A 21663-nucleotide genomic window follows, 5' to 3' on the forward strand; every position below is an offset into this window, starting at 1 on the left:
AACCCACTGTAATAACCTGATAGGGTTCAAGTTTCCTTATAGTCCTATAAAAAAACAGCAAATTATTCCTAAAATGCTGCTTTACTATATTTTTATCCTGAATTAAATCAATCCGAATTGTTCAAAATGATGGGTAAAATGTTTCTTATGCATCAATTCCCACATTTCTTTGTTCAGTTTTCCGAATACAAAGTTCATGTGCTCCGCCTGTGGATTTTCTTTGTAATACACTACAAATCGTTTTAGATTATCAGTGAATGCCTGTTTTGCAGATTCCAGATTCTTATGGGTAAGTTCCGGAAGTGAACCATCCTGTGGTAAAAACGGAGCGGTAAAGTCCTTCGGCATTGCTCTGTGGTTATAAAGAGAATCCTGCCATTTTTCAAGATGTTCTTCAGGAGTGAAGCATTTATCTGCTTCAGGCTCACCTAAACTTACCAATAAAGCCTGATCCAGGTGCTCAATCATTTGCTGTGGAGACATTTTACCCCAAAGTGCAGGAGTACTTTCTGTTAATCCGCTTAAGATCTTTTGAACATTCTTCACAGTAAGGTCGATGAAAGGAGATTGTTTTGCCACCAGTGTTAAAATAGTTGCTACACAAACTACCTCATCTCTTTGGTTTACTACTTCCACCAGCCATTTTACAACTCCTGACGGAATATTTCTTCCCTTAACTCCTCTGTTAACCTTTTCTTTTGCTGTTAAATAAACGGTAATGGTATCACCAGCATATACAGGTTTAAAGAAACTACATTCTTCTAACCCATAATTGGCGATAACTGGTCCTTTTTTCCCGGAAACAAATAATCCTGCTGCTGCTGAAAGGATAAAATATCCATGCGCAACTGTTTTGTCGAAAATAGTTCCCGTTAAACTTGTAGCATCAGTATGAGCATAGAAATGATCCCATGAAACATTGGAAAAGTTTACGATATCCGCATCGGTAACAGTTCTTCCTGCTGTTTCCAAAGAATCCCCTACTTCAACTTCTTCAAAATATTTCTGGAAAGGATGCTTATCTGAGAATTTCTTCTCCGCTCCTTGCTGGTAAATTTTAGTAATCGCTTTCAACACATCCGGTGATCCCTGAATTGCAGTTTTCTGCAGGAAAAAATGAAGACCGCTTAATCCGCCCATTTCCTCTCCGCCTCCTGCTCTACCAGGTCCGCCATGCATTAGCGTCGGAAGTGGAGAACCGTGACCTGTACTCTCTTTGGCATTATCTCTGTTCAAAACAAAGATCCTACCATGTTGGGAGGCCATTTTCCATGAGGTTTCTGCAATAAAGTTTTCATCATGAGAAACGATAGATCCTACCAAACTTCCTTTTCCTCTTTTTGCCAAAGCCGCTGCTTCTTCAGCATCTTTATAGGGCATTAATGTAGATACCGGCCCGAAAGCTTCTACATCGTGGGAGATATTTTTTTCGAAAGGCTTATCATTCAGGAATAATTTAGGACTCATAAATGCTCCGTTGTCATAGTTAGCATCTACCAGTTCATGTTTTCCATCATAAACAAGCTCTGTTTCTGATTTTAGAATATTTACTTTTCTCAGAACTTCCTCGTATTGCTGTCTTCCCACTAAAGAACCCATTTTTGTTTCTCTGCTTAACGGATTTCCAATTTTTGTTTGGTCCAAAGCTTTAGATAAAGCATTCTGAACATCTCCTATTAAGTGCTCGGGAACAATGATTCTTCTGATCGCTGTACATTTCTGACCTGCTTTTGTGGTCATTTCGTTACGAACTTCTTTGATGAATAAATCAAATTCCGGAGTTCCCGGTTTTGCATCCAATCCAAGAATAGAACAGTTCAGAGAGTCTGCTTCCATATTGAAACGTACTGCATTTCCGGCAACAGAAGGAAGTGATTTCAATTTCCTTCCTGTAGTAGCTGAACCTGTAAATAGAACTGAGTCGCCATCCTGAATATAATCCAGAATATTCCCCGGTTCTCCACATACTAATTGTACTGCTCCTTCCGGTAAAACTCCACTTTCAATCATATCCTGAAATACAGCATTCGTAAGATAAGATCCGAAAGGGGATGGTTTCACAATAGAAGGAACACCTGCCAATAAGGAAGTAGAAAGCTTTTCCAACATTCCCCACACCGGAAAGTTATAGGCATTGATCTGTACAGAAACACCTTCGCTAGGCGTTAAAATATGAGTTCCCAAGAAAGTTCCGTTAGCTGAAATTTTCTGAGTATCTCCATCTACCCAAAATGAAGTATTGGGAAGCATTCTTTTTGCCAGTCCGGAGTAGGTAAAGAAAGTTCCGAAACCTCCTTCAATATCCACCCATGAATCCACATGTGTAGCTCCTGTTTTATATGATAAGTCGTAATATTTTTTCTTTCTTTCCAGCAGGTAAAGTGCCACTTTTTTCAACATTTCCCCACGGTCGTAGAAGGTCATTGAAGAAAGGTTTTTATATCCTACTGTTCTTCCATAGTCAAGGGCCTGCTCAAAATTAAGCCCTTCAGTATCGGAAACGGCTACTTGTTCTCCTGTAACGGCATTGTACAAAGGAACTCCGTTTCCGGTACCTTCTACCCATTCTCCGTAGATATAGTTTTTTAGTTTTTGCATAAAATATTTAATTTAACCATATAAAATGTATCGGTTAATCAATGGGTGCTTCGACTTCGTTCAGCATGACTATTGATTGTTACATTTTTACATTGGTATAGTGTTATATTGATTAATTATTTTGGTTCCTGATATGGGAAAAGTTTTACCAAACCTTCATATAAACTTCTGTGAAGAATCGTTGCATGATTGTCCGTTTCCATCATTTTATATTCTACTGTCCAGTTTTTCTTTCCTGCTTTTTTCAAAACATCATATAAACCTTCTGCATCTTTTATCATCACAGGGTGTTCTCCTTTTCCTACAGAAACATAAACGAACTTTTTAGTATCCGCAGATTTTGAAAGTAATTGAGGAGCCTGCTTTAAAAGGCTTTCATCATCCCACCATAAACTCGGGCTGATGATGAAATAATTGTTGAACATTTCAGGTTTCTTCAATAGGATTTCTGTTGCTAAAAGCCCACCAAGCGACTGTCCGAACAGATATTGTTCTGTAGTTTTAAACTGGCTCTCCACATAAGGTTTCAGTTCTTTTTCAAAAAAGGTGATAAACTTATCCGAATGTCCTGTTGTAGGATAGTCTTTCTGTAAATCCTTTAAGTCTGTATGAAAAGTAAAATCTCTTTTTCTGTCTATATTCGCAATTCCAACCACAATGGTTTCCGGCATGGCATACATCTGGTTAAAGAACTGCACCAATCCTGTAACATGGATAAAGTCTTCATTCATACTTCCATCTAAAAGATAGATGATTGGATATGATTTTGCTTTATCAAAGTTTTGAGGAAGATAGATGTTCAATGTTCTTTCTTCATTCAGAGTTTTAGACTTAATAGTCCTCACTTCTCCTATTGTAAGCGGTTTTGTACTGACAGTCTGTGCTGATAAGCTACAATTTACCGCAAACATCATGCTGCATACAAGAGCAATTCTTTTAATCATATTTAATTTTAAGGTCATTTATTTTATATCATCCCAAATACTGTAATCTACAATCTTTGTAGGGATCTGCTGAACGTATTCAGTAAAAGGTTCACAAGGAAGAATGGCTTCTTTTCCTTCTCTTGCCAATTCCTGGTATAGTTTTGTTCCTTCTGTTTTCCAATGAATCATTTCATCAGAGACATCACGGATAATTTTTGCAGGGCTTCCTACAATTAGTTTCCTCGGTTCACATCTGAAGTTAGCAGGAACAAAAGCCAGAGCACCTACGATGCTTTCATCACCGATATACGCTTTATCCATCACCACAGAATTCATTCCGATTAAACAGTTCTTTCCGATATGTCCGGAGTGAATAATTGCTCCATGTCCAATATGGGCAGATTCCTCCAAAATAGTTTCTATATTCGGGAAAACATGAAGCGTACAGTTCTCCTGAACATTGGCTCCGTCTTTAATGATAATTTTCCCCCAGTCACCACGAATCACTGCATTGGGACCAATATAAACTTCTTCACCAATTTCTACATTCCCGATAATCACTGCCTGTGGATGAATATAAGCAGAGGATTTTATGATGGGACGGATTCCGTGATATGAGTAGATATTCATATTTTTTTAATTTGAGAATTTGAGAATGGGATAATTTGAAAATAAATAATGTCACTAAACATTTTCAAATTATCAAATTATCCCACTTTCAAATTGATTATACTTTTTCAATGACCATTGCATAGCCTTGTCCGACACCGATACAAAGGGTACACAATGCATATTTTTTATCCTGTTTCTGAAGTTCCATGGCTGCAGAACCAATGATTCTTGCTCCGGAAACTCCCAGTGGGTGGCCAATAGCAATAGCTCCTCCGTTTGGATTTATTCTTGCATCATTATCCTGTAAACCTAAGCTTCTTGTTACAGCTAATGCCTGTGCTGCAAAGGCTTCATTTAGTTCGATGATGTCTATATCTTCCAGAGAAAGGTTTAATCTCTTTAATAGCTTTTGAGTGGCTTCTACAGGCCCGATTCCCATAATTCTTGGTTCTACACCAGCTACAGAAGATCCAAGGATTTTAGCTTTTGGTTTTAATCCATATTTTTTTACAGCTTCTTCACTGGCTAAGATCAATGCAGCAGCTCCGTCATTCATTCCTGAAGCATTTCCGGCAGTTACTGTTCCTTCTTTTCTGAAAGCTGGACGAAGTTTTCCTAATCCTTCCATGGAAGAAGTGGGTTTAATAAACTCATCTTTTTCAAAAACAATCGGATCACCTTTTCTCTGTGGGATTTCAACTTTTACAATTTCTTCCGCTAATCTTCCGCTTTCCTGAGCTTTGGTTGCTTTTTGCTGAGACCAAAGGGCAAACTTGTCCTGATCTTCTCTGTTGATCTGGTGCATGTCTGCCAGATTTTCTGCAGTTTCACCCATTCCGTCAACGCCATACATTTCTTTCATTTTCGGATTGATAAATCTCCATCCGAAAGTGGTATCATACATCTGGCTGTCTCTTCCGAAAGCTGCACTTGGTTTGGACATTACATAAGGAGAACGCGTCATATGCTCTACTCCACCGGCGATATAAATTTCTCCTTCTCCAGCTGCAATAGAACGGAAAGCATTAGCCACAGCAGACATTCCTGAAGCACAAAGTCTGTTTACCGTCTCACCTCCTATTTTATAAGGAAGCCCAGCTAATAAAAGTCCCATTCTGGCTACGTTTCTGTTATCTTCACCAGCCTGATTAGCGCATCCAAAAATTACATCTTCAATTTCCTCTACAGGAACTTGAGGATTTCTTGCAACCACTTCTTTGATAACAATAGCTCCCAAATCATCTGCTCTTACTTCTGATAATCCTCCCTGTAGTTTTGAAATGGGAGTTCTGACATAGTCTATGATGTATACGTTGTTCATAATTTTAATTTGAAAATGAGTCAATTTGAGAATTTGAAAATGTCTGATAGTAAGATTTAAAGAATACAATAATTTTCAAATTACCTCATCTTCAAATTTTCAAATTCTTTATAATTCTGTTACTTTTTTTCCGATTTTATATACTGTTCCTACAAACTTAGCAATCAGTTCATTGTTCTGATTGGTGATCTTAATGTCATAAACAGCCGTCTTTCTGGTATCATTCACCAGAATGCTCTCTGCTCTGAAAACATCGCCTTCTTTTCCAGCTTTGGTAAAATTGATAATACAGTTTAAAGCTACAGCAGCATCTCCCGTATTGTTGGATGAAAATGCCAGTGCAGAATCTGCAAAAGCAAACGTTACGCCTCCATGCACTGTTTTAAGCCCATTAATCATATCTTTCTTAATCGGCATTTCTATTAAACAGTAATTTTCTTTTACTTCAATCATCTTGATATTCATCCATTGGGAAAAATAATCCTGATTGAACATATAATCTGCTACTTGTCTTGGATTCATTTCTACTATTCGTTTGTTATTTCTTCATATAATTCATCGGATAATTTGTCGTAAACACTCATGGTCTTACCCAGAATCACCTGTTCATATGAAAGATGAGTACCGGAATTATCAGAGCTATTTTCTCCTTCATACATTGCGTTTAAATCAATTCCACTTTCATTGGCAAGTCTTTGAATTAACGTTCTGTATTTTTCATTAAACTTCCCCAACAATTCAAGTCTTTCCTGACTATCTTCTATGGATGAAGCTTCCTGAGTCAAATACTGTTTCTCAATTAAAAGCCTAGTTTCCAGTTCTGCTCTGAATTCTTCTATATTCATTTTTTAATTTAACAATATATCAGCTTATCAATGTTTCGCCAAAGAATCACATTGGTAAGCTGATATATTTATATATTTTATAGTTTACGAAGTAAAGGACTTTGTCTGTACCTTTCTTCCTGATATTCATTGTAAAGGTTCTGTAGGGTCTCAGAGATTTTTAAGTATCCGATTTCTTTTCCCCAACCTAATAATCCTTTTGGATAGTTTACTCCTTTCTGCATGGCCAGTTCGATGTCTTCATCATTTGCAACCCCTAATCTTTTAGCTTCCACAGCTTCATTGATCAGCATTGAAATAATTCTTAAGAAGATCTGCTGATAAAGAGCATCATCTTTCTGTGCTTCCGGTTTTACAGCGTCTTCACTGTAATCGTAGAAACCTTTTCCTGTTTTTCTGCCATGAAGTTTAGCTTCAGACATTCTCTGTTGAAGTAAAGAGGGTTTATATTTAGGATCATAGAAATAATCTTTATAAACCGTTGTTGTTACGGCAAAGTTCACATCTACTCCAATAAGGTCCATTAATTCAAAGGGTCCCATTTTGAAGTTTCCTACCGTTTTCATTGCATCATCTACCTGTTCTGGTGTTGCAATATTTTCTTCAACAATTCTTAATGCCTCACCATAATATGGACGGGCAATTCTATTGACAATGAACCCAGGAATATCTTTAGCTATAACAGGCGTTTTCCCCCAATCTTTCATGAGGTTGTATATTTTTTCCGCTAAAGTTTTTTCTGTTAATAAAGAAGGAATTACTTCTACTAAAGGCATCAGAGGAGCCGGGTTGAAGAAATGAATTCCGATGAAACGCTCTGGTTTCTTGAGTTCTGCCCCCAGAGAGGTGATAGAAATGGATGATGTATTGGAACCAATGATACAGTCTTCGGAAACATAAGTTTCAAGCTCTGTAAAAACTTTGGTTTTGATATCTTTATTTTCAATGATCGCTTCAATAACTAAGTTAGAATCTTTTAAATCCTGTAAGGCTTCACCTTTAACGATATTGTTTCTGATCTCTGCAGCTTTTTCCTGGGAAATTTTCCCTTTTTCAGCTAATTTCTGAAGGGTTTTCTCTAACCCTGTAAGTGCTTTATCTATTTGTGGAGCATTAGCATCGAATAAAACGACCTTGCATCCTGCTGTTGCAGCTACCTGGGCAATTCCAACACCCATGGTTCCTGCCCCAATAATTCCAATATTCATTTTTATCTGTACAATGTATTAATGTAAAATGTATTCATGTAAACAAGTTTTAAAATCATTAATACATTTTACATGAATACATTAATACGAATTTTACCTTCCTTTATAATCAGGTTTTCTTTTCTGTAAAAAGGCATTTACACCTTCTATGAAGTCTTCTGTTTCTGCAGCTTCCTGTTGCAGATCCCCTTCCAATTCCAACTGTTCTTTTAGAGTATTGGTATAAGAATTGGCAAAAGCTTTTTTTGTTAACTTAAGAGCTGCGGTTGGCATGTTTGCCATTCTTTCAAGGATTTCCATTGATTTTGGACCAAACTCTTCTTCACTGAAAACCTCAGCGACAAGACCATGAGTTTTAGATTCTTCAGCAGATAATTTTTTACCTGTGAACGCTAAATAATTGGCCAATTGTCTACCTAAAAGCTTCGGTAAGAAGTAAGTTCCTCCTGTATCAGGGATCAAACCGATATTTGAAAATGCCTGAGCAAAATAAGCTTTGTTGTTGGCCAATACGAAATCGCAAATTAAAGCCAGCATTGCTCCTGCTCCTACTGCAGGTCCGTTTACCAATGCAATAACCGGTTTTTTACAACGGGTAACTTCCATTACCAATGGATTGTAGTAGTCTACCACAATTTTTCTGATAATATCCTGATCATGGTGCTCTTTACCTACCGCAAAAGCTTCTTCAAGATTTTGGCCTGAACAAAAAGCTCTGCCTCTTCCGGAAATAGCAACACATCTTACGGTTTCATCTTCACTGCATTCTTTAACGAAATCTTTAAGATCTGCTAAAGCTGGCTTTGTAAGCGCGTTCATCGTTTCAGGCTGATTCAGATAAGCTATTTTAAGCTTCCCGTCAAAATGCGATTCAATATCGAGTTGTGTATACATAGTGTTGTATTTTATATTTAATAATGCACTAATTTAACAATATTAATCAATGTAATTGTCTAACAATTTAACAATCTAGCACTATCATCGTTATGTTTTGCATAGTCCGTAAATTTTAGGGCTAAACTGATACTTTGATTCAGTGTTACCTATCAGTGACATTTAAAATAATCAAAAGGTTCCAGACAATCTAAGCACTGATAAGAAGCCTTACACAAGGTAGACCCGAACCTGCTGATCTGTTTGGTATGCTCCGAACCACAGCGTGGACATTTTTTCGGTTTCCCGATGTGATTCTCGTCTGCTCCTTTTTCAGGAGGCGTAATTCCGAAAGCACGTAGTTTTTCTCTTGCTTCATCGGTCAGCCAGTCTGTTGTCCATATCGGAAACATTTTGGTGACTACTTTTGCTTCCCATCCGTTTTCCTTCATCATCTTGATAATATCTTTTTCAATGGTAAACATTGCAGGACAGGCGGAATATGTAGGAGTAATTATCACCTCACAGGAATTTTCACCTGTTACCTGTGCGTCTCTTACAATTCCTAATTCTACAATATCAATCACCGGAATTTCCGGATCGGGAATTGTTTTTAATAAATCTAAAAGCTGATTCATATTCTATTTTTTATCAGAACCAAGAATTATTTTCATTGAATTCTGATAGTCCAAATTATCTGTTATTCCGTTGTGATACTGATCTTTTAATACGATCAGGCTATCCCCTTTTTTGAAATTATTTTTAAGTTTTAAAGAGGCATTATAATGAATAACCTCATCTTTATCACCATGAAAAATAATAACAGGTGATGGAACGGTTTTTAAATATTCGTTGGTCTCAAAATTATATTTCAGTAAAAACTTAGGAAGAAATGAAAATTTCTGACTCATTTCATCTTTCATACTGTAGTAAGGTGCTTGTAAAATTAACAATCTTGCCTGATGGTCTGATGCTAATTTTGCAGCTAATCCTGTTCCTACAGAGTATCCTAAAATAATAATTTTGTTTTCCGGATATCTTTTTAAAAGCTCCTGGTAAGCATTCTCAACATCTGAAAAAAGCTGATCTTTACTATTAATATGATCTTCGCTTTTACCGTAGCCTCTGTAATCCAACATAAACGTATCATAATTAATACTTTTATACAATTGAGCGACTTCACTCCAGCCTTTTATTGATCCTCCGTTTCCATGAAGATAAAAGATAGCTCCTTTGGGATTTTGAGTTTTAAATAATACTGAACTCAAATGCTTTTCATCCTTTGTCCGGATTGTTATTTCTTCAAAACTACCATCAAAACTAAACTTATAATTTTCAGGTAACTTTTCAGGATAAAAAATAATTTTCTCCTGATAGAAATAAATTCCTACACATAGCAGTATGTATGCTATAAGAAAAAAAGCAAGTATTCCCAGAAGCATATTTTTCATGACTTACTACCAGGTACACCCAGGATACGCTCTCTGCATATACTGAAGCTCACAAAGGATAAATCCAAAGTATTCTGTATGATATCCTGTTCTGGATTTTGGCTGCATAAACGGATCAGTTGGATATTCTAACCCAAAGCTTTGGAAATCTTTCTCTGTAATGGCAACAAACTCTTTGTACAGTTCATCAACATTAGGAACGATATTTAACACAACAAGATCATCTTCACCTTCTGATTTGGCAAATAATCCTTTGGTGTATTCCCAGATATTTTCGATGGCTTTTTCCAAACGCTGGCGGCTTTCTTCTGTTCCCTGAGCGAAAATCTTCATCCAGGATGCCGTATGAGTATAGTGATATCTTACTTCTTTTAATGATTTCTGAGCAATAGCAGATAACTCTTCATCTGTAGAATTTGATAATGCTTCATACATCAGTTTCTGATATATAGAGAAAACATATACTTTAAGAATGGTCTGTGCATAATCTTCATTAGGAAGCTCTGTCCAGTGTGCGTTTAGATATTCGTGCTCATATCTTAAAAAGGCAATATCATCCTCATTTTTACCGTTATCAATCACTCTTGAAGCATACACATAAAAGTTATTGGCCTGCCCAAGTTCATCCAACGCAATATTCGTTAATGCAATATCTTCCTCTAAATAAGGACCTTCACCGCACCATGCAGACAAACGCTGTCCCATAATGAAACTGTCATCTGCTAGTTTTAATAAATAATTATATAATGGGTTCATTGTTTAGTAGATTTGAAGACTAACAGATGATAGACGGATAGATGATAGATAGGTACACTTTAACGTCTTTTATCTCTTCGTCTATTATCTCCAAGTCTTATTCTTATTACATATTTTTTACGTCGTTTGGAATATCATAGAAAGTTGGATGACGGTATAGTTTGTCATCAGCCGGATCGAAGAACGCTTCTTTATCTATCCCTTCCGAAGTCACAATATATTTACTTGGAACTACCCAAACAGAAGTTCCTTCTTTTCTTCTTGTATAAACGTCTCTTGCGTTCTGTAAAGCCATTTCTGCTGTTGGCGCCTGTACAATTCCAACGTGTTTGTGAGATAATCCCGGTTTAGTCTGAATAAACACTTCCCACATATCTAAATTTGCCATAGTCAAATTAATTTAACAATGTATCAATGTACCAGTTTATCAATGAGATTCTTCGCTTTGCTCAGAATGACAATTGATTGTTACATTTTTACATTGGTATATTGTTACATTATTATATTACTTCTTTTTGTTGTTTTTCTGCAAAAGCAATTGCTGCTTCTTTCACCCATGAATTTTCTCTTTGAGCCTTTCTCTTCGTCTCAATACGTTTTTTATTGGCAGGTCCGTTTCCTTTTAAGATTTCCATGAATTCACCCCAAGGAAGTTCTCCGAAATCATAATGCTGTCTTTCTTCATTCCATTTCAGATCTTTATCCGGAATCGTTAATCCTAGGAATTCAGCCTGAGAAACGGTAACGTCAATAAATCTCTGACGAAGACTGTCGTTACTTTCTCTTTTCACTCTGTAATTCATGGAGATTTTAGAATTTGGCGAGCTATCATCATTAGGACCAAACATCATTAAAGCCGGCCACCAGAAACGGTTTAATGAAGCCTGAGCCATTTCTTTCTGTTGTTTTGTACCACGGCAAAGCGCCATCAGGATCTCATACCCTTGTCTTTGGTGGAAAGATTCTTCTTTACAGATTTTCACCATCGCTCTTGAATAAGGACCATAAGAGTTCCCCATCAACATTACCTGGTTCATAATGGCAGCACCATCAACCAACCAACCGATAGCACCGATATCAGCCCAGCTTAGAGTCGGATAATTGAAAATACTTGAATATTTTGCTTTTCCTTCCAGCATATCATCATAAGTAGCATCTCTGTCTGCCCTGATGCTTCCGTTTCCTAAGGTTTCTGTTGCAGAGTATAGGTATAAACCGTGTCCTGCCTCATCCTGAACTTTAGCAAGAAGTGCCATTTTTCTTCTTAATGATGGAGCTCTGGAAATCCAGTTGGCTTCCGGCAGCATTCCTACGATTTCAGAATGGGCATGCTGTGAAATCTGGCGAACCAATAATTTTCTGTAATCATCGGGCATTACATCTTTTGGCTCTACTTTATTTTCTTCGTGAACGTATTGAACAAATTTTTCTAAGTCCATAATCTTTTAATTTGAGAATTTGAGAATTAGTTAATTTGAAAATTATTTAGAGAAACTGAGAATAAACTATTACCCATTTTCAAATTTCCAAATTAGCACATTTTCAAATTGAATTAAACATCATAATTAAGCATCACCACATTTGTTGTCGGGTGACATTGGCAGGTCAGAACGTAACCTCTGGCTACTTCATCTTCGGTAAGCGCGTAGTTTTTCTCCATAAAAACTTCTCCCTCCAAAACTTCCGCTTTACACGTACAACAAACTCCTCCTTTACATGCAAAAGGCACAGGAAGGTTGTCTTTCAATGCTTTATCTAAGATACTTTCTTTTTTGGAATTAAGGTGGAACGAATATTCATCATCATCAATAATGACCGTTACCATACTTTCAATATTGGCAATCGCTTTGAATTCATCACTCATTTCCTCTGTATTCTCTTCGTCAGGGGCTGTGAAATATTCAAATAGAACCTGAATTGCCGGTACTTTTTTATCTTTCTTTAAATAATCTGCGATGCCTTTAATCATCTCTGAAGGACCACAAATGAAATAAGTTGCTTCTTTTACATCGATCTCGGTGTATCTTTCAAACAACTGATCTAATTTTTCTGCGGAAATTCTTCCTTCAAAAACCGGATCTTCATGTTTCTCACGGCTTACCAGATAAATCACTTTCAGTCTTCCGTTGAACTGCTCTACCAGCTTATCAATTTCAGCTTTTCTTAAAACATGATTCATACTTCTGTTGCTGTAAAACAGGTAAGCATTGCTGTTAGGCTCCTGATAAAGGCTTTCTTTGATATTGGATAAAACCGGTGTAATTCCGCTTCCTGCAGCTAATCCTATATAAGTTTTTATATTGGTAGGGTGATAAGAAGTGTTGAAACCTCCCATTGGAGGCATTACTTCCAGCATTTCATCCATGTGAAGATGCTCATTGAAATATCCTGATACTTTTCCGTTTTCCAGCAATTTCACCAAAACTTCCAGGGTATTGCTTTTTTCGCTTGGAGCATTGCAGATAGAGTAAGAACGTCTCTCTTCATTTCCGTTGATCACCATTCGGAAATTAAGGTACTGTCCCTGTTTGAACCTGAACTTGTCTTTCAGTTCTTCAGGAATTTCTACCGCTACATTCACAGCGTCTGAAGTATCCTTCTGAACCTTTACAGTTTTAAGTTTATAAAATGAATTCATTATTTTTTTAGTATTCTATTAATTTTTCCACCTTCGCACTTCGGCAAACTGTCCTGAGCATGAACTTTCACCTTTGTAGTGATTCCTACTCTCTTTTTTATTTCGTTTTCAATATTTTTCCCAAAGCTTCCGACAAAATTAAAATAATCATCGGTATTTGCTTGTATTTTTTGTGTATTGACCAGCTCATCATCTATTTCAACATCAATATCTAAGGCGACACACATATGTTCTTTTTCTATTGGAGTTAAATAATAATTGGGAACCACTCCTTTTACATGAGAAAATACCTCTTCAATCTGGCTTGGATATACGTTTACCCCTCTTACGATCAGCATATCATCTGCTCTGCCAATAATCGGCTTCATCTTCACCATGCTTCTTTTGGCATTTTCATCATAGTAAAGACTTGTAATATCATTCGTCCAGTAACGCAGAAGCGGCATTGCTTTTTTCGTTAATGTGGTAATTACAAGCACTCCTTCTTCTCCGAACGGAACAGGCTGCTTGGTAATTGGGTCCAGAATTTCAGGATAGAAATGGTCTTCCCAAATGTAAGAGCCTCCTTTTTCTTCAAAGTCTTCCATAGAAACTCCAGGACCGATAATTTCACTCAAACCATAAATATTGGTTGCATGAACACCCAATCTTTCTTCAATATGCCCCCTGATAATGTCTGTCCATGGTTCTGATCCCAATATCGCATACTTAAGACTGATTTCATCAGCAGAAATTCCTCTTTTAGCAAATTCATCAGCAATGGTTAAAGCATAAGATGGGGAACAGCAGATTACTTCCGGTTTGAAGTCTACAATAAGATCTACCTGTCTGGCTGTCATTCCTCCTGAAATAGGAAGAACACTCATTCCCAACATTTCGGCACCGTAATGAAGCCCTAAACCTCCGGTAAAAATCCCATAACCATAAGCATTATGCAGCTGCATTCCCGGTCTTGCCCCTGCTGCATGTAATGATCTTGCCACCACTTCACTGAAAAGATCTACATCTTCTTTTGTGTATCCCACCACTGTTGGTTTTCCTGTAGTCCCACTTGAACAGTGAATCCTCTGAAGTTCAGTTTTAGGAACAGTAAATAAACCGAATGGGTAATTGTCTCTTAAATCCTGTTTATAAGTAATCGGAAGTTTCGTGATATCATCAATTGACCTTATTTCCTGTGGAGAGATCTGCAATTCATTAAACTTTCTTCTATAAAATTCCGATTTCTCGTTCAGATAACCCATGAGATTTACTAACCGGTCGGATTGAAGCTGTCTCAATTGACCCAGCTCCAGATATTCAACTGAAAAATCCATAAAACTAACTAACATTTGTTAGGTGTAAATTTAAAAAGATTTTGGAAGCTGGCAAAATTTTTATGATTTTCGTCATATTTTGAATGATTCTAAATAACTAATTTGAAATTACTCATGAATCATTACAAATCAAAAAATACGGAAAAGTTGATAGAAGCTGCTCCACATGCTATTTACCGTTCAAAGCGGAATGAAATAAACGTGGAATCTCAAGAAAATTTCTTTAAAATGTAAAACTAAATGTTAAGTAAGATCTGATAATTATAGAGATTCTTCATTCGTCAGAATGACAAAACTATATTACTTGCTTTGATTCCCCAGAAGTCCATAAAGAATTTTATCCCTTATTTCTTCAGTAATCTCATCTGTAGAATCACTGCTTCTTTTAAACCAGAAATAAGAATTATTCAGGGTATGAAGAATGAATCTTGTAGTAAAGGAGGGCGATTTCAGTTCCCATTTTTCGGCCTGATAGATTTCAGAAATCAGCTGTTCTACTTCCTGCTGATAATTTTTCCTTAATTCTATAAATTCAGGAAGTCTTTCTTCCAGATGTCTCCACTCTATGGAATAGATGTGGGTAACATCACGGTTTTTAAGAACAACTGACAGGTGTTTATCTAAAAACAAATTCAGTTTTTCCCTTGGAACAATATCTGTATTTTTTACTTTCTGAAGCTCATCGAAAAACTCCTGTGCAATACCAAAACAAACCCACTCCAGAATTTCTTCTTTTGAACGGATATGTGCATATAAGGATGCTGCCTTGATATTAAGCTTCGTAGCAAGATCTCTAACAGAGCTTCCCATATAGCCCTTTTCCTTGAAAAGTTCTACTGCTACGTTTAATATTTTCCTTTGTTTTTCTTTAAGTTCCATCTGTAAAAATGCAAAAGTAGTTATTCTGAAATAAATTGAATACTGGAATCCAGCAAATTCGGTGAATTCCAAATTTACTTTTCAGGCTTTTCTTCTTTAAGCTGACTATTTGTTCATCAATTTCAGAGAAATTTTTATAGAATCGGAAATTTTGTCAAGTTAAATTATCGTTAAAAATACATAATCCGGAAATTTTGTCCATATTTTTTGTAAATTTAATAATTGAATGATTTTTGCGATACACTCTTCGATTACATGATTAAATAATTGATAGGCATTAAGAAGCTAAGCCTGAAAATTTAGTTTCTTGATGTTTTTTAAGACAAAACTTTAAACGAATCATTACCAAAAATATATAAAATATGAACTTAAACCAATATACTGTAAAATCACAAGAAGCCATCCAGGCAGCACAACAGGTTGCCATGGAATTCGGTAATCAAAGTATTGAACCTCAACATCTCCTTGAAGGAATCTTTCAGGTAGATGAAAATATATCACCTTTCTTATTAAAAAAGTCTGAAGCAGATGCCAATTTAGTAAGAGAGCGCAACCGCGAAAATTTAGAAAAGCTTCCAAAAGTACAGGGAGGAAATATTTATCTTTCACAATCAGCAAACAAAGTATTGCTGGACGCGCCCAACATCGCTAAAAAAATGGGTGATGAATATGTAACGATTGAGCATTTGTGGCTATCCCTTATTGAAACCAGTTCCGAAGTTTCTCAAATGTTGAAAGACATGGGTGTAACTAAAAAACTATTGGAAGGAGCCATTAAAGAATTAAGAAAAGGAAGCAAAGCTACTTCTGCAAGTTCAGAAGAAACTTATCAGTCTTTAAATAAGTATGCTAAAAACTTCAATGAGTTAGCAGCTGAAGGAAAGCTGGATCCGGTAATCGGGCGTGATGAAGAGATCAGAAGAGTTTTACAGATCCTTTCCAGAAGAACAAAAAACAACCCTATCCTTATTGGAGAACCAGGTGTAGGTAAAACAGCTATTGCCGAAGGGATTGCTCACAGAATTATCAGTGGTGATATTCCTGAAAACCTCATGAATAAAACCTTGTATTCATTGGATATGGGAGCATTGATCGCGGGAGCAAAATATAAAGGTGAATTTGAAGAGCGTCTGAAATCTGTAGTGAATGAAGTGATCAAATCTGACGGACAGATCATTCTTTTCATTGATGAGATCCATACTTTAGTGGGTGCCGGAGGCGGTGAAGGGGCTATGGATGCCGCCAATATTCTGAAACCAGCCCTTGCCAGAGGTGAATTAAGAGCAATTGGAGCAACTACCTTGAGTGAATACCAAAAGTATTTTGAAAAGGATAAAGCCTTAGAAAGACGTTTCCAGAAAGTAATGGTGGAAGAACCGGACACAGAATCTGCGATTTCCATTCTTCGTGGAATTAAAGATAAATACGAGGCTCACCATAAAGTAAGAATCAAAGATGAAGCAATTATTGCTGCCGTGGAAATGTCTCAAAGATATATTTCAGACCGATTTTTGCCGGATAAAGCAATTGACCTTATCGACGAGGCTTCTGCTAAATTAAGAATGGAGATCAACTCCAAACCAGAAGAACTGGATGTTTTAGACAGAAGACTAATGCAGCTGGAAATTGAATTGGCTGCGATTTCAAGAGAAGGCAATCAAACCAAAATTGACCATTTAAAAGAAGACATTGCTAAAATTTCCGAACAGAGAAACGAGATCAATGCCAAATGGCTGAAAGAAAAACAGAAAAGTGAGGATCTTACCCAGATCAAAAAAGATATTGAATCTCTGAAATTAGAGGCTGAAAGAGCTTCCAGAGCAGGAGATTATGCCAAAGTAGCGGAAATCCAATATGGAAAACTTCGTGAAAAAGAAGATGAATTGGCAAAACTTGAACTCGAAATGCAGAATCATCAGAATGAACTTATCAAAGAGGAAGTAACTTCTGAAAATATCTCTGAAGTCATTGCAAAATGGACAGGTATTCCTGTAACCAAGTTATTACAGTCTGAAAGAGATAAATTATTGAATCTGGAAGCAGAACTCCACCACAGGGTTGTGGGCCAGGATGAAGCTATTGAGGCTGTAGCAGATGCGATCAGAAGAAACAGAGCCGGATTGAGTGATGATAAAAAACCAATTGGATCTTTCTTATTCTTAGGAACCACCGGTGTAGGTAAAACGGAGCTTGCAAAGGCATTAGCTGAGTTCTTATTTGATGATGAAAACAATATGACCAGAATTGATATGAGTGAATATCAGGAACGTCACAGTGTTTCCAGGTTGGTAGGAGCGCCTCCGGGATATATAGGGTATGATGAAGGCGGACAATTGACTGAAGCGGTAAGAAGAAGACCTTATTCAGTAGTGCTTTTAGATGAGATTGAAAAAGCACATCCTGATGTTTTCAACACTTTACTTCAGGTTTTGGATGATGGTCGTTTAACGGACAACAAAGGACGTGTGGTAAATTTCAAAAATTCAATCATCATTATGACCTCGAATTTAGGTTCTCATCTTATTCAGGAGAATTTTGAAACCTTAACCGAGGAGAATCAGGATGAGATTGTGGATAAAACCAAAGATGAAGTTTTTGATCTTTTAAAACAAACATTAAGGCCTGAATTCCTGAACAGAATTGATGAGATTGTACTGTTCCAACCTTTAAGAAAGAAAGAAATCGGAAAAATCGTTCAGTTTCAGCTGAGAGGATTCAATGAAATGTTAGCAAAACGTAACATCATTATGACATTCACTCAGGACGCAGTAGATTATCTGATGGAAAAAGGATATGATCCTGCATTTGGGGCAAGACCTTTAAAAAGAGTGATCCAGCAGGAGGTATTGAATAAACTGTCTAAAGAAATCCTTGCAGGAAATGTAAACGATGGTGACAGAATAACCCTGGATTATTTTGTAGAAACAGGCTTGGTATTCAGACCTACTGAACAATAAAAGAATAAAGTAGTTTTTTTCATATACATTAATTTTTGTAGATGAGTGCTGTAGAGAAATCTGCGGCACTTATTTTATATCTCTTGTTTAAGTTTGATTAATGCTAAAAAATAAGATTATTAAACCGGTAAATCCTCACAAACTCCAATCATTAGAATATATTTTATTAAAAATTATATCTTTTCAATGTGAAATATAATTACCTTTATCTTTCTAACAAATTAATAACTCAAACAAAATCAGTATGAAAAAGTTAAAAAGACAGGAATTAAAGAAAATTGATGGTGGAGTTCTTCCTCCAATGATTGCATGTGACGAATTCTGGAACTGCCCTACAGGGCTTTGCTGTACAGCAGGTCTGGTTTGCAGGGATCCTAAAAAATATGGTTGCATTTAAGTATAAACGGAGAACTTTTCTCCGTTTTGTTCTTTATAACTTTTTATTTGTATTTTTTTTGAATCATACAACCCGTAAAAACACGGTAAAAATAACAGTATAATTCCCTATTTCCTATTCTGTTTTCTATGATTTTTTTTGCGAAATTTGCGAAAATAAGGATACCCTACTATAAAACTAAGTTATGAAAACAGAATCTACTAATGAGCACAATTCTTCGGGATCAGGAGTAATGTCAAATGATCTGATTAAAGCTCTTATCGACAACTACCGTCAAAACCAGATGAATGCTATTAATGAAGCTATGGGGATCGATGATGCCCATTCTATATGGTTTGATCTTCCTAAGCTGAAAGATTTTATCAGTCTGATAGAGCAGGAAGCCAGGGCTGTAAATCCTGAGTGTACACAGGAAGATCTGGGAATCAGATTTTATTATGCCGCTTATCCAAAAATTGAAGACTGGGAGATTATGGACAGCCACCCTGTCCCGCAGGAATATTCTGAAAGACATACTTTGGTTCTGATCCCAACGATGAAAAGAGAAAATACTGAGGGAGAATCGCTTCACTATGATTTTAATTCTCTGCACAACGAAGGAAAATCTGTTGCTTTAAATGCACGTAAAAGCACCAAACCAAGTAATCTTGGTGAAAATAGTGGAACGCTTATTCCACCATCACCCTCGATCAATGAATCTTATTAATTACCATTCATATTCTTAAACACAGTATGACTGAGATACAAAAAATTTTTGCATCATTCATGTATGTGGGGGAAGGCATTGCAGCTTTAGTCTCTCTGATTTATTACAATCGTGTAAAAAAACAACACTGGAAATATCTGGCCATCTATCTCGTTCTTATTTTCCTCTGCGAATCAGCTGTAAAATGGGGAGAAAAACCACTTAAAATAGACCGGATATATTTTTACAACTACTTTGTGATTCCATTGCAGTTTATATTTTTTTATTGGCTGTATGCAAAAAAATCTCTGAAGAAAGTAAAACTGTTCTATATTATGACGGGAGCATATCTTTTAACATATCTTCTCAAGGCTCTTTTTTTTCCGGAAAAGAAAGTTATCTTTTCTTTCAATTATAATATAGGCTGTCTTTTCTTAATGGCTCTTGTCATCATGGAGTATTATAAACAGGTTAACTCATCTGACATTCTCAATTTCAGTAAAAATAAAATGTTTTATATTAATCTGGGAATAACACTTTTTTATATTGCCAATCAGCCATTTATGGCATTTAACTCTCTCCTGTGGAAATATATAGAAATCTGGGATATTTATTTTATATATTTCCAGGTGTCAGGAGCAGTTATGTATATTTTATTTGCAAGTTCATTCATATGGGGAAAACAGAGCTCTTAATAACTTTTATTTCATTCAACATCTTTTTTTTGATGTTTGTAGTTGCCATATTTATCTATATCCGGAATTACAGACAGCGAAAAAAAGAATATTTGAATGAAATTGAAATGAAAAATGAAATTCACCAGCGAGAGCTTCTGTCTACTCAGCTGGAAATCCAGCAGGCCACCATGCAGCAGATCGGGCGCGAACTTCATGATAATATCGGACAAAAACTGACTTTAGTGAGTTTATATGTACAACAGATGCTTTATGAGAACAAGGTTCCGGAAGCCAGTGAAAGAATTGACCAGGTTTCACAAATTATCAATCAGCCTCTACAGGACCTCCGCAGCCTTTCAAAAACTCTTACAGATGATAATATCAGCCAAAAGGAAATCGTGACGTTAATTCAGGAAGAGGTTGACAATACCAATTCACTCAAGAAATGTCTGATCAGTTTTGAACATAATTTTGACCAGCTGGATCTGGGTTTTGTGCATAAAAACCTTTTATTGAGAATCACTCAGGAATTTATTCAAAACAGTATAAAACACTCTCACTGCAAAAATATATTCATCAGTCTGAATACCTCAGAGAACATACTTTGGGAGCTCACCATCCGTGATGACGGAGTCGGATTTGATACCAACCAGACAAAATCTAACGGAATAGGTCTCACCAATATGAAAAACAGAGCGGAAATCATCGGTGCCGACTTCCTTCTTGAAAGTGAAGAAAATATAGGTACCCAACTCAATATCATTTTAAAAAAACAGCCATGAAAAAAACAATTGTAATTGTTGACGATCATATACTTATTGCCAAAGCCCTGGAAGGAATTATCGGTAACTTCGGTGAGTTTGAAGTCATCTATGTCTGCGAAAGCGGTAAAGATCTGATTCAAAAATTTGAAGAAGGAAATGCAATTCCGGATATCATTCTCATGGATGTGAGTATGCCCATTATGGATGGTTTTGAAACCGCTGCCTGGGTTTCCAAAAATTATCCGGATATCAAAGTAATGGCACTCAGTATGCAGGGCGATGACAATAGTGTGATCAAAATGATTAAAAATGGAGCTAAGGGATATCTTTTAAAAAACACCCATCCAAAAGACCTGGAAACAGCACTTACAAGATTAAATAACGACGGTTTTTTTTACCCTGAATGGGCTTCTAAGATCATATTCTCGAACCTCAACAAAGCTAATGAAGCAGAAATAGTCATAAAAATTTCTGAGCGGGAAAAGGAATTCCTGAAATATACAGTCACTGAGCTAAGTTATAAAGAGATAGCAGATAGAATGTGCTGCAGTCCCAGAACAGTTGAGAGTTATCGAGACCAATTATGTGAAAAGCTGGATTTAAAAACCCGTGTCGGACTGGCCGTTTTTGCCATTAAAAATGGCTTTGCCAACTAATAGTAATATTAAAAAAATTCTATAAAAATAATTCGTTATAGAATTTTTTTATTTCACTCAACCCACTTAATTGTGAAATATATCAAATATATTCAATTTTAATT

At 36.3% G+C, this 21663-nt stretch carries 22 protein-coding genes; 6 read left to right on the forward strand and 16 right to left on the reverse strand.

Translation table 11 applies throughout. From position 1 onward, the window contains the following. Positions 1-102 precede the first annotated feature (102 nt). From paaZ to DRF65_RS21185, 16 genes are all read right to left on the reverse strand, one after another. Positions 103-2598 carry a phenylacetic acid degradation bifunctional protein PaaZ gene (gene paaZ / locus DRF65_RS21110; RefSeq protein ID WP_115972719.1) on the reverse strand — a complete coding sequence of 832 codons (2496 nt, stop codon included), beginning with the start codon at positions 2596-2598 and terminating at the stop codon, positions 103-105. Positions 2599-2714: 116 nt separating this feature from the next. Beyond that, on the reverse strand, positions 2715-3542 hold the full coding sequence (locus DRF65_RS21115) for an alpha/beta hydrolase (RefSeq protein WP_115972776.1): 828 nt from the start codon (positions 3540-3542) through the stop codon (positions 2715-2717). Between the two features lie 18 nt (positions 3543-3560). Beyond that, positions 3561-4154, reverse strand: a complete 594-nt coding sequence (locus DRF65_RS21120; RefSeq protein ID WP_115972720.1) for an acyltransferase — start codon at positions 4152-4154, stop codon at positions 3561-3563. Between the two features lie 97 nt (positions 4155-4251). Then, positions 4252-5457: a 3-oxoadipyl-CoA thiolase gene (gene pcaF, locus DRF65_RS21125; protein ID WP_115972721.1), complete on the reverse strand. Its 1206-nt coding sequence runs from the start codon at positions 5455-5457 to the stop codon at positions 4252-4254. Between the two features lie 108 nt (positions 5458-5565). Next, a complete protein-coding gene (locus tag DRF65_RS21130; protein ID WP_115972722.1) occupies positions 5566-5979 on the reverse strand; it encodes a PaaI family thioesterase in 414 nt (137 codons plus the stop codon). Positions 5980-5984: 5 nt separating this feature from the next. Continuing rightward, positions 5985-6302, reverse strand: coding sequence for a hypothetical protein (locus DRF65_RS21135; RefSeq protein WP_115972723.1), 318 nt, complete (start codon positions 6300-6302; stop codon positions 5985-5987). Between the two features lie 77 nt (positions 6303-6379). Continuing rightward, positions 6380-7510, reverse strand: a complete 1131-nt coding sequence (locus tag DRF65_RS21140) for a 3-hydroxyacyl-CoA dehydrogenase NAD-binding domain-containing protein (protein ID WP_115972724.1) — start codon at positions 7508-7510, stop codon at positions 6380-6382. 93 nt (positions 7511-7603) lie between these two features. After that, the gene (locus tag DRF65_RS21145) at positions 7604-8404 is read right to left on the reverse strand and encodes an enoyl-CoA hydratase/isomerase family protein (protein ID WP_115972725.1); all 801 of its coding nucleotides are present in this window, start codon (positions 8402-8404) and stop codon (positions 7604-7606) included. Positions 8405-8556: 152 nt separating this feature from the next. Continuing rightward, complete coding sequence (gene paaD / locus DRF65_RS21150) at positions 8557-9021, reverse strand: 1,2-phenylacetyl-CoA epoxidase subunit PaaD (RefSeq protein ID WP_115972726.1); 465 nt, start codon at positions 9019-9021, stop codon at positions 8557-8559. 3 nt (positions 9022-9024) lie between these two features. Continuing rightward, positions 9025-9834, reverse strand: a complete 810-nt coding sequence (locus tag DRF65_RS21155) for an alpha/beta hydrolase (RefSeq protein ID WP_115972727.1) — start codon at positions 9832-9834, stop codon at positions 9025-9027. Between the two features lie 6 nt (positions 9835-9840). Continuing rightward, entirely contained in the window at positions 9841-10590 is a 750-nt protein-coding gene (gene paaC, locus DRF65_RS21160) for a 1,2-phenylacetyl-CoA epoxidase subunit PaaC (RefSeq protein WP_115972728.1), read from the reverse strand. A 106-nt stretch (positions 10591-10696) separates the two neighbouring features. Next, a complete protein-coding gene (paaB, locus tag DRF65_RS21165) occupies positions 10697-10978 on the reverse strand; it encodes a 1,2-phenylacetyl-CoA epoxidase subunit PaaB (RefSeq protein WP_034679196.1) in 282 nt (93 codons plus the stop codon). A 112-nt stretch (positions 10979-11090) separates the two neighbouring features. Then, positions 11091-12029: a 1,2-phenylacetyl-CoA epoxidase subunit PaaA gene (gene paaA / locus DRF65_RS21170; RefSeq protein ID WP_115972729.1), complete on the reverse strand. Its 939-nt coding sequence runs from the start codon at positions 12027-12029 to the stop codon at positions 11091-11093. A 113-nt stretch (positions 12030-12142) separates the two neighbouring features. After that, positions 12143-13228 (reverse strand): 2Fe-2S iron-sulfur cluster-binding protein, encoded by a 1086-nt coding sequence (locus DRF65_RS21175; RefSeq protein WP_115972730.1) that lies wholly within the window; start codon positions 13226-13228, stop codon positions 12143-12145. Then, positions 13228-14544: a phenylacetate--CoA ligase family protein gene (locus DRF65_RS21180; protein ID WP_115972731.1), complete on the reverse strand. Its 1317-nt coding sequence runs from the start codon at positions 14542-14544 to the stop codon at positions 13228-13230. The genes DRF65_RS21175 and DRF65_RS21180 overlap by 1 nt, the downstream gene beginning before the upstream one ends. A gap of 300 nt (positions 14545-14844) precedes the next feature. Then, the gene (locus DRF65_RS21185) at positions 14845-15495 is read right to left on the reverse strand and encodes a TetR/AcrR family transcriptional regulator (RefSeq protein WP_228438866.1); all 651 of its coding nucleotides are present in this window, start codon (positions 15493-15495) and stop codon (positions 14845-14847) included. 290 nt (positions 15496-15785) lie between these two features. Between DRF65_RS21185 and clpB the strand changes: the two genes are divergently transcribed. The 6 genes from clpB (at position 15786) to DRF65_RS21210 (ending at position 21559) form a co-directional block, all read left to right on the forward strand. Further along, on the forward strand, positions 15786-18380 hold the full coding sequence (gene clpB / locus DRF65_RS21190) for an ATP-dependent chaperone ClpB (protein ID WP_115972732.1): 2595 nt from the start codon (positions 15786-15788) through the stop codon (positions 18378-18380). A gap of 244 nt (positions 18381-18624) precedes the next feature. After that, complete coding sequence (locus tag DRF65_RS28585; RefSeq protein WP_165852287.1) at positions 18625-18777, forward strand: hypothetical protein; 153 nt, start codon at positions 18625-18627, stop codon at positions 18775-18777. A 184-nt stretch (positions 18778-18961) separates the two neighbouring features. Continuing rightward, positions 18962-19483: a hypothetical protein gene (locus tag DRF65_RS21195; protein WP_228438868.1), complete on the forward strand. Its 522-nt coding sequence runs from the start codon at positions 18962-18964 to the stop codon at positions 19481-19483. A gap of 26 nt (positions 19484-19509) precedes the next feature. Further along, complete coding sequence (locus tag DRF65_RS21200; RefSeq protein WP_115972733.1) at positions 19510-20157, forward strand: hypothetical protein; 648 nt, start codon at positions 19510-19512, stop codon at positions 20155-20157. A gap of 107 nt (positions 20158-20264) precedes the next feature. Beyond that, positions 20265-20921, forward strand: a complete 657-nt coding sequence (locus tag DRF65_RS21205; RefSeq protein WP_228438870.1) for a sensor histidine kinase — start codon at positions 20265-20267, stop codon at positions 20919-20921. Continuing rightward, positions 20918-21559: a response regulator transcription factor gene (locus DRF65_RS21210; RefSeq protein ID WP_115972735.1), complete on the forward strand. Its 642-nt coding sequence runs from the start codon at positions 20918-20920 to the stop codon at positions 21557-21559. Before DRF65_RS21205 ends, DRF65_RS21210 begins: the two co-directional genes overlap by 4 nt. Positions 21560-21663: the final 104 nt, after the last annotated feature.

The organism is Chryseobacterium pennae, from assembly GCF_003385515.1.
Taxonomy (GTDB): domain Bacteria; phylum Bacteroidota; class Bacteroidia; order Flavobacteriales; family Weeksellaceae; genus Chryseobacterium; species Chryseobacterium pennae.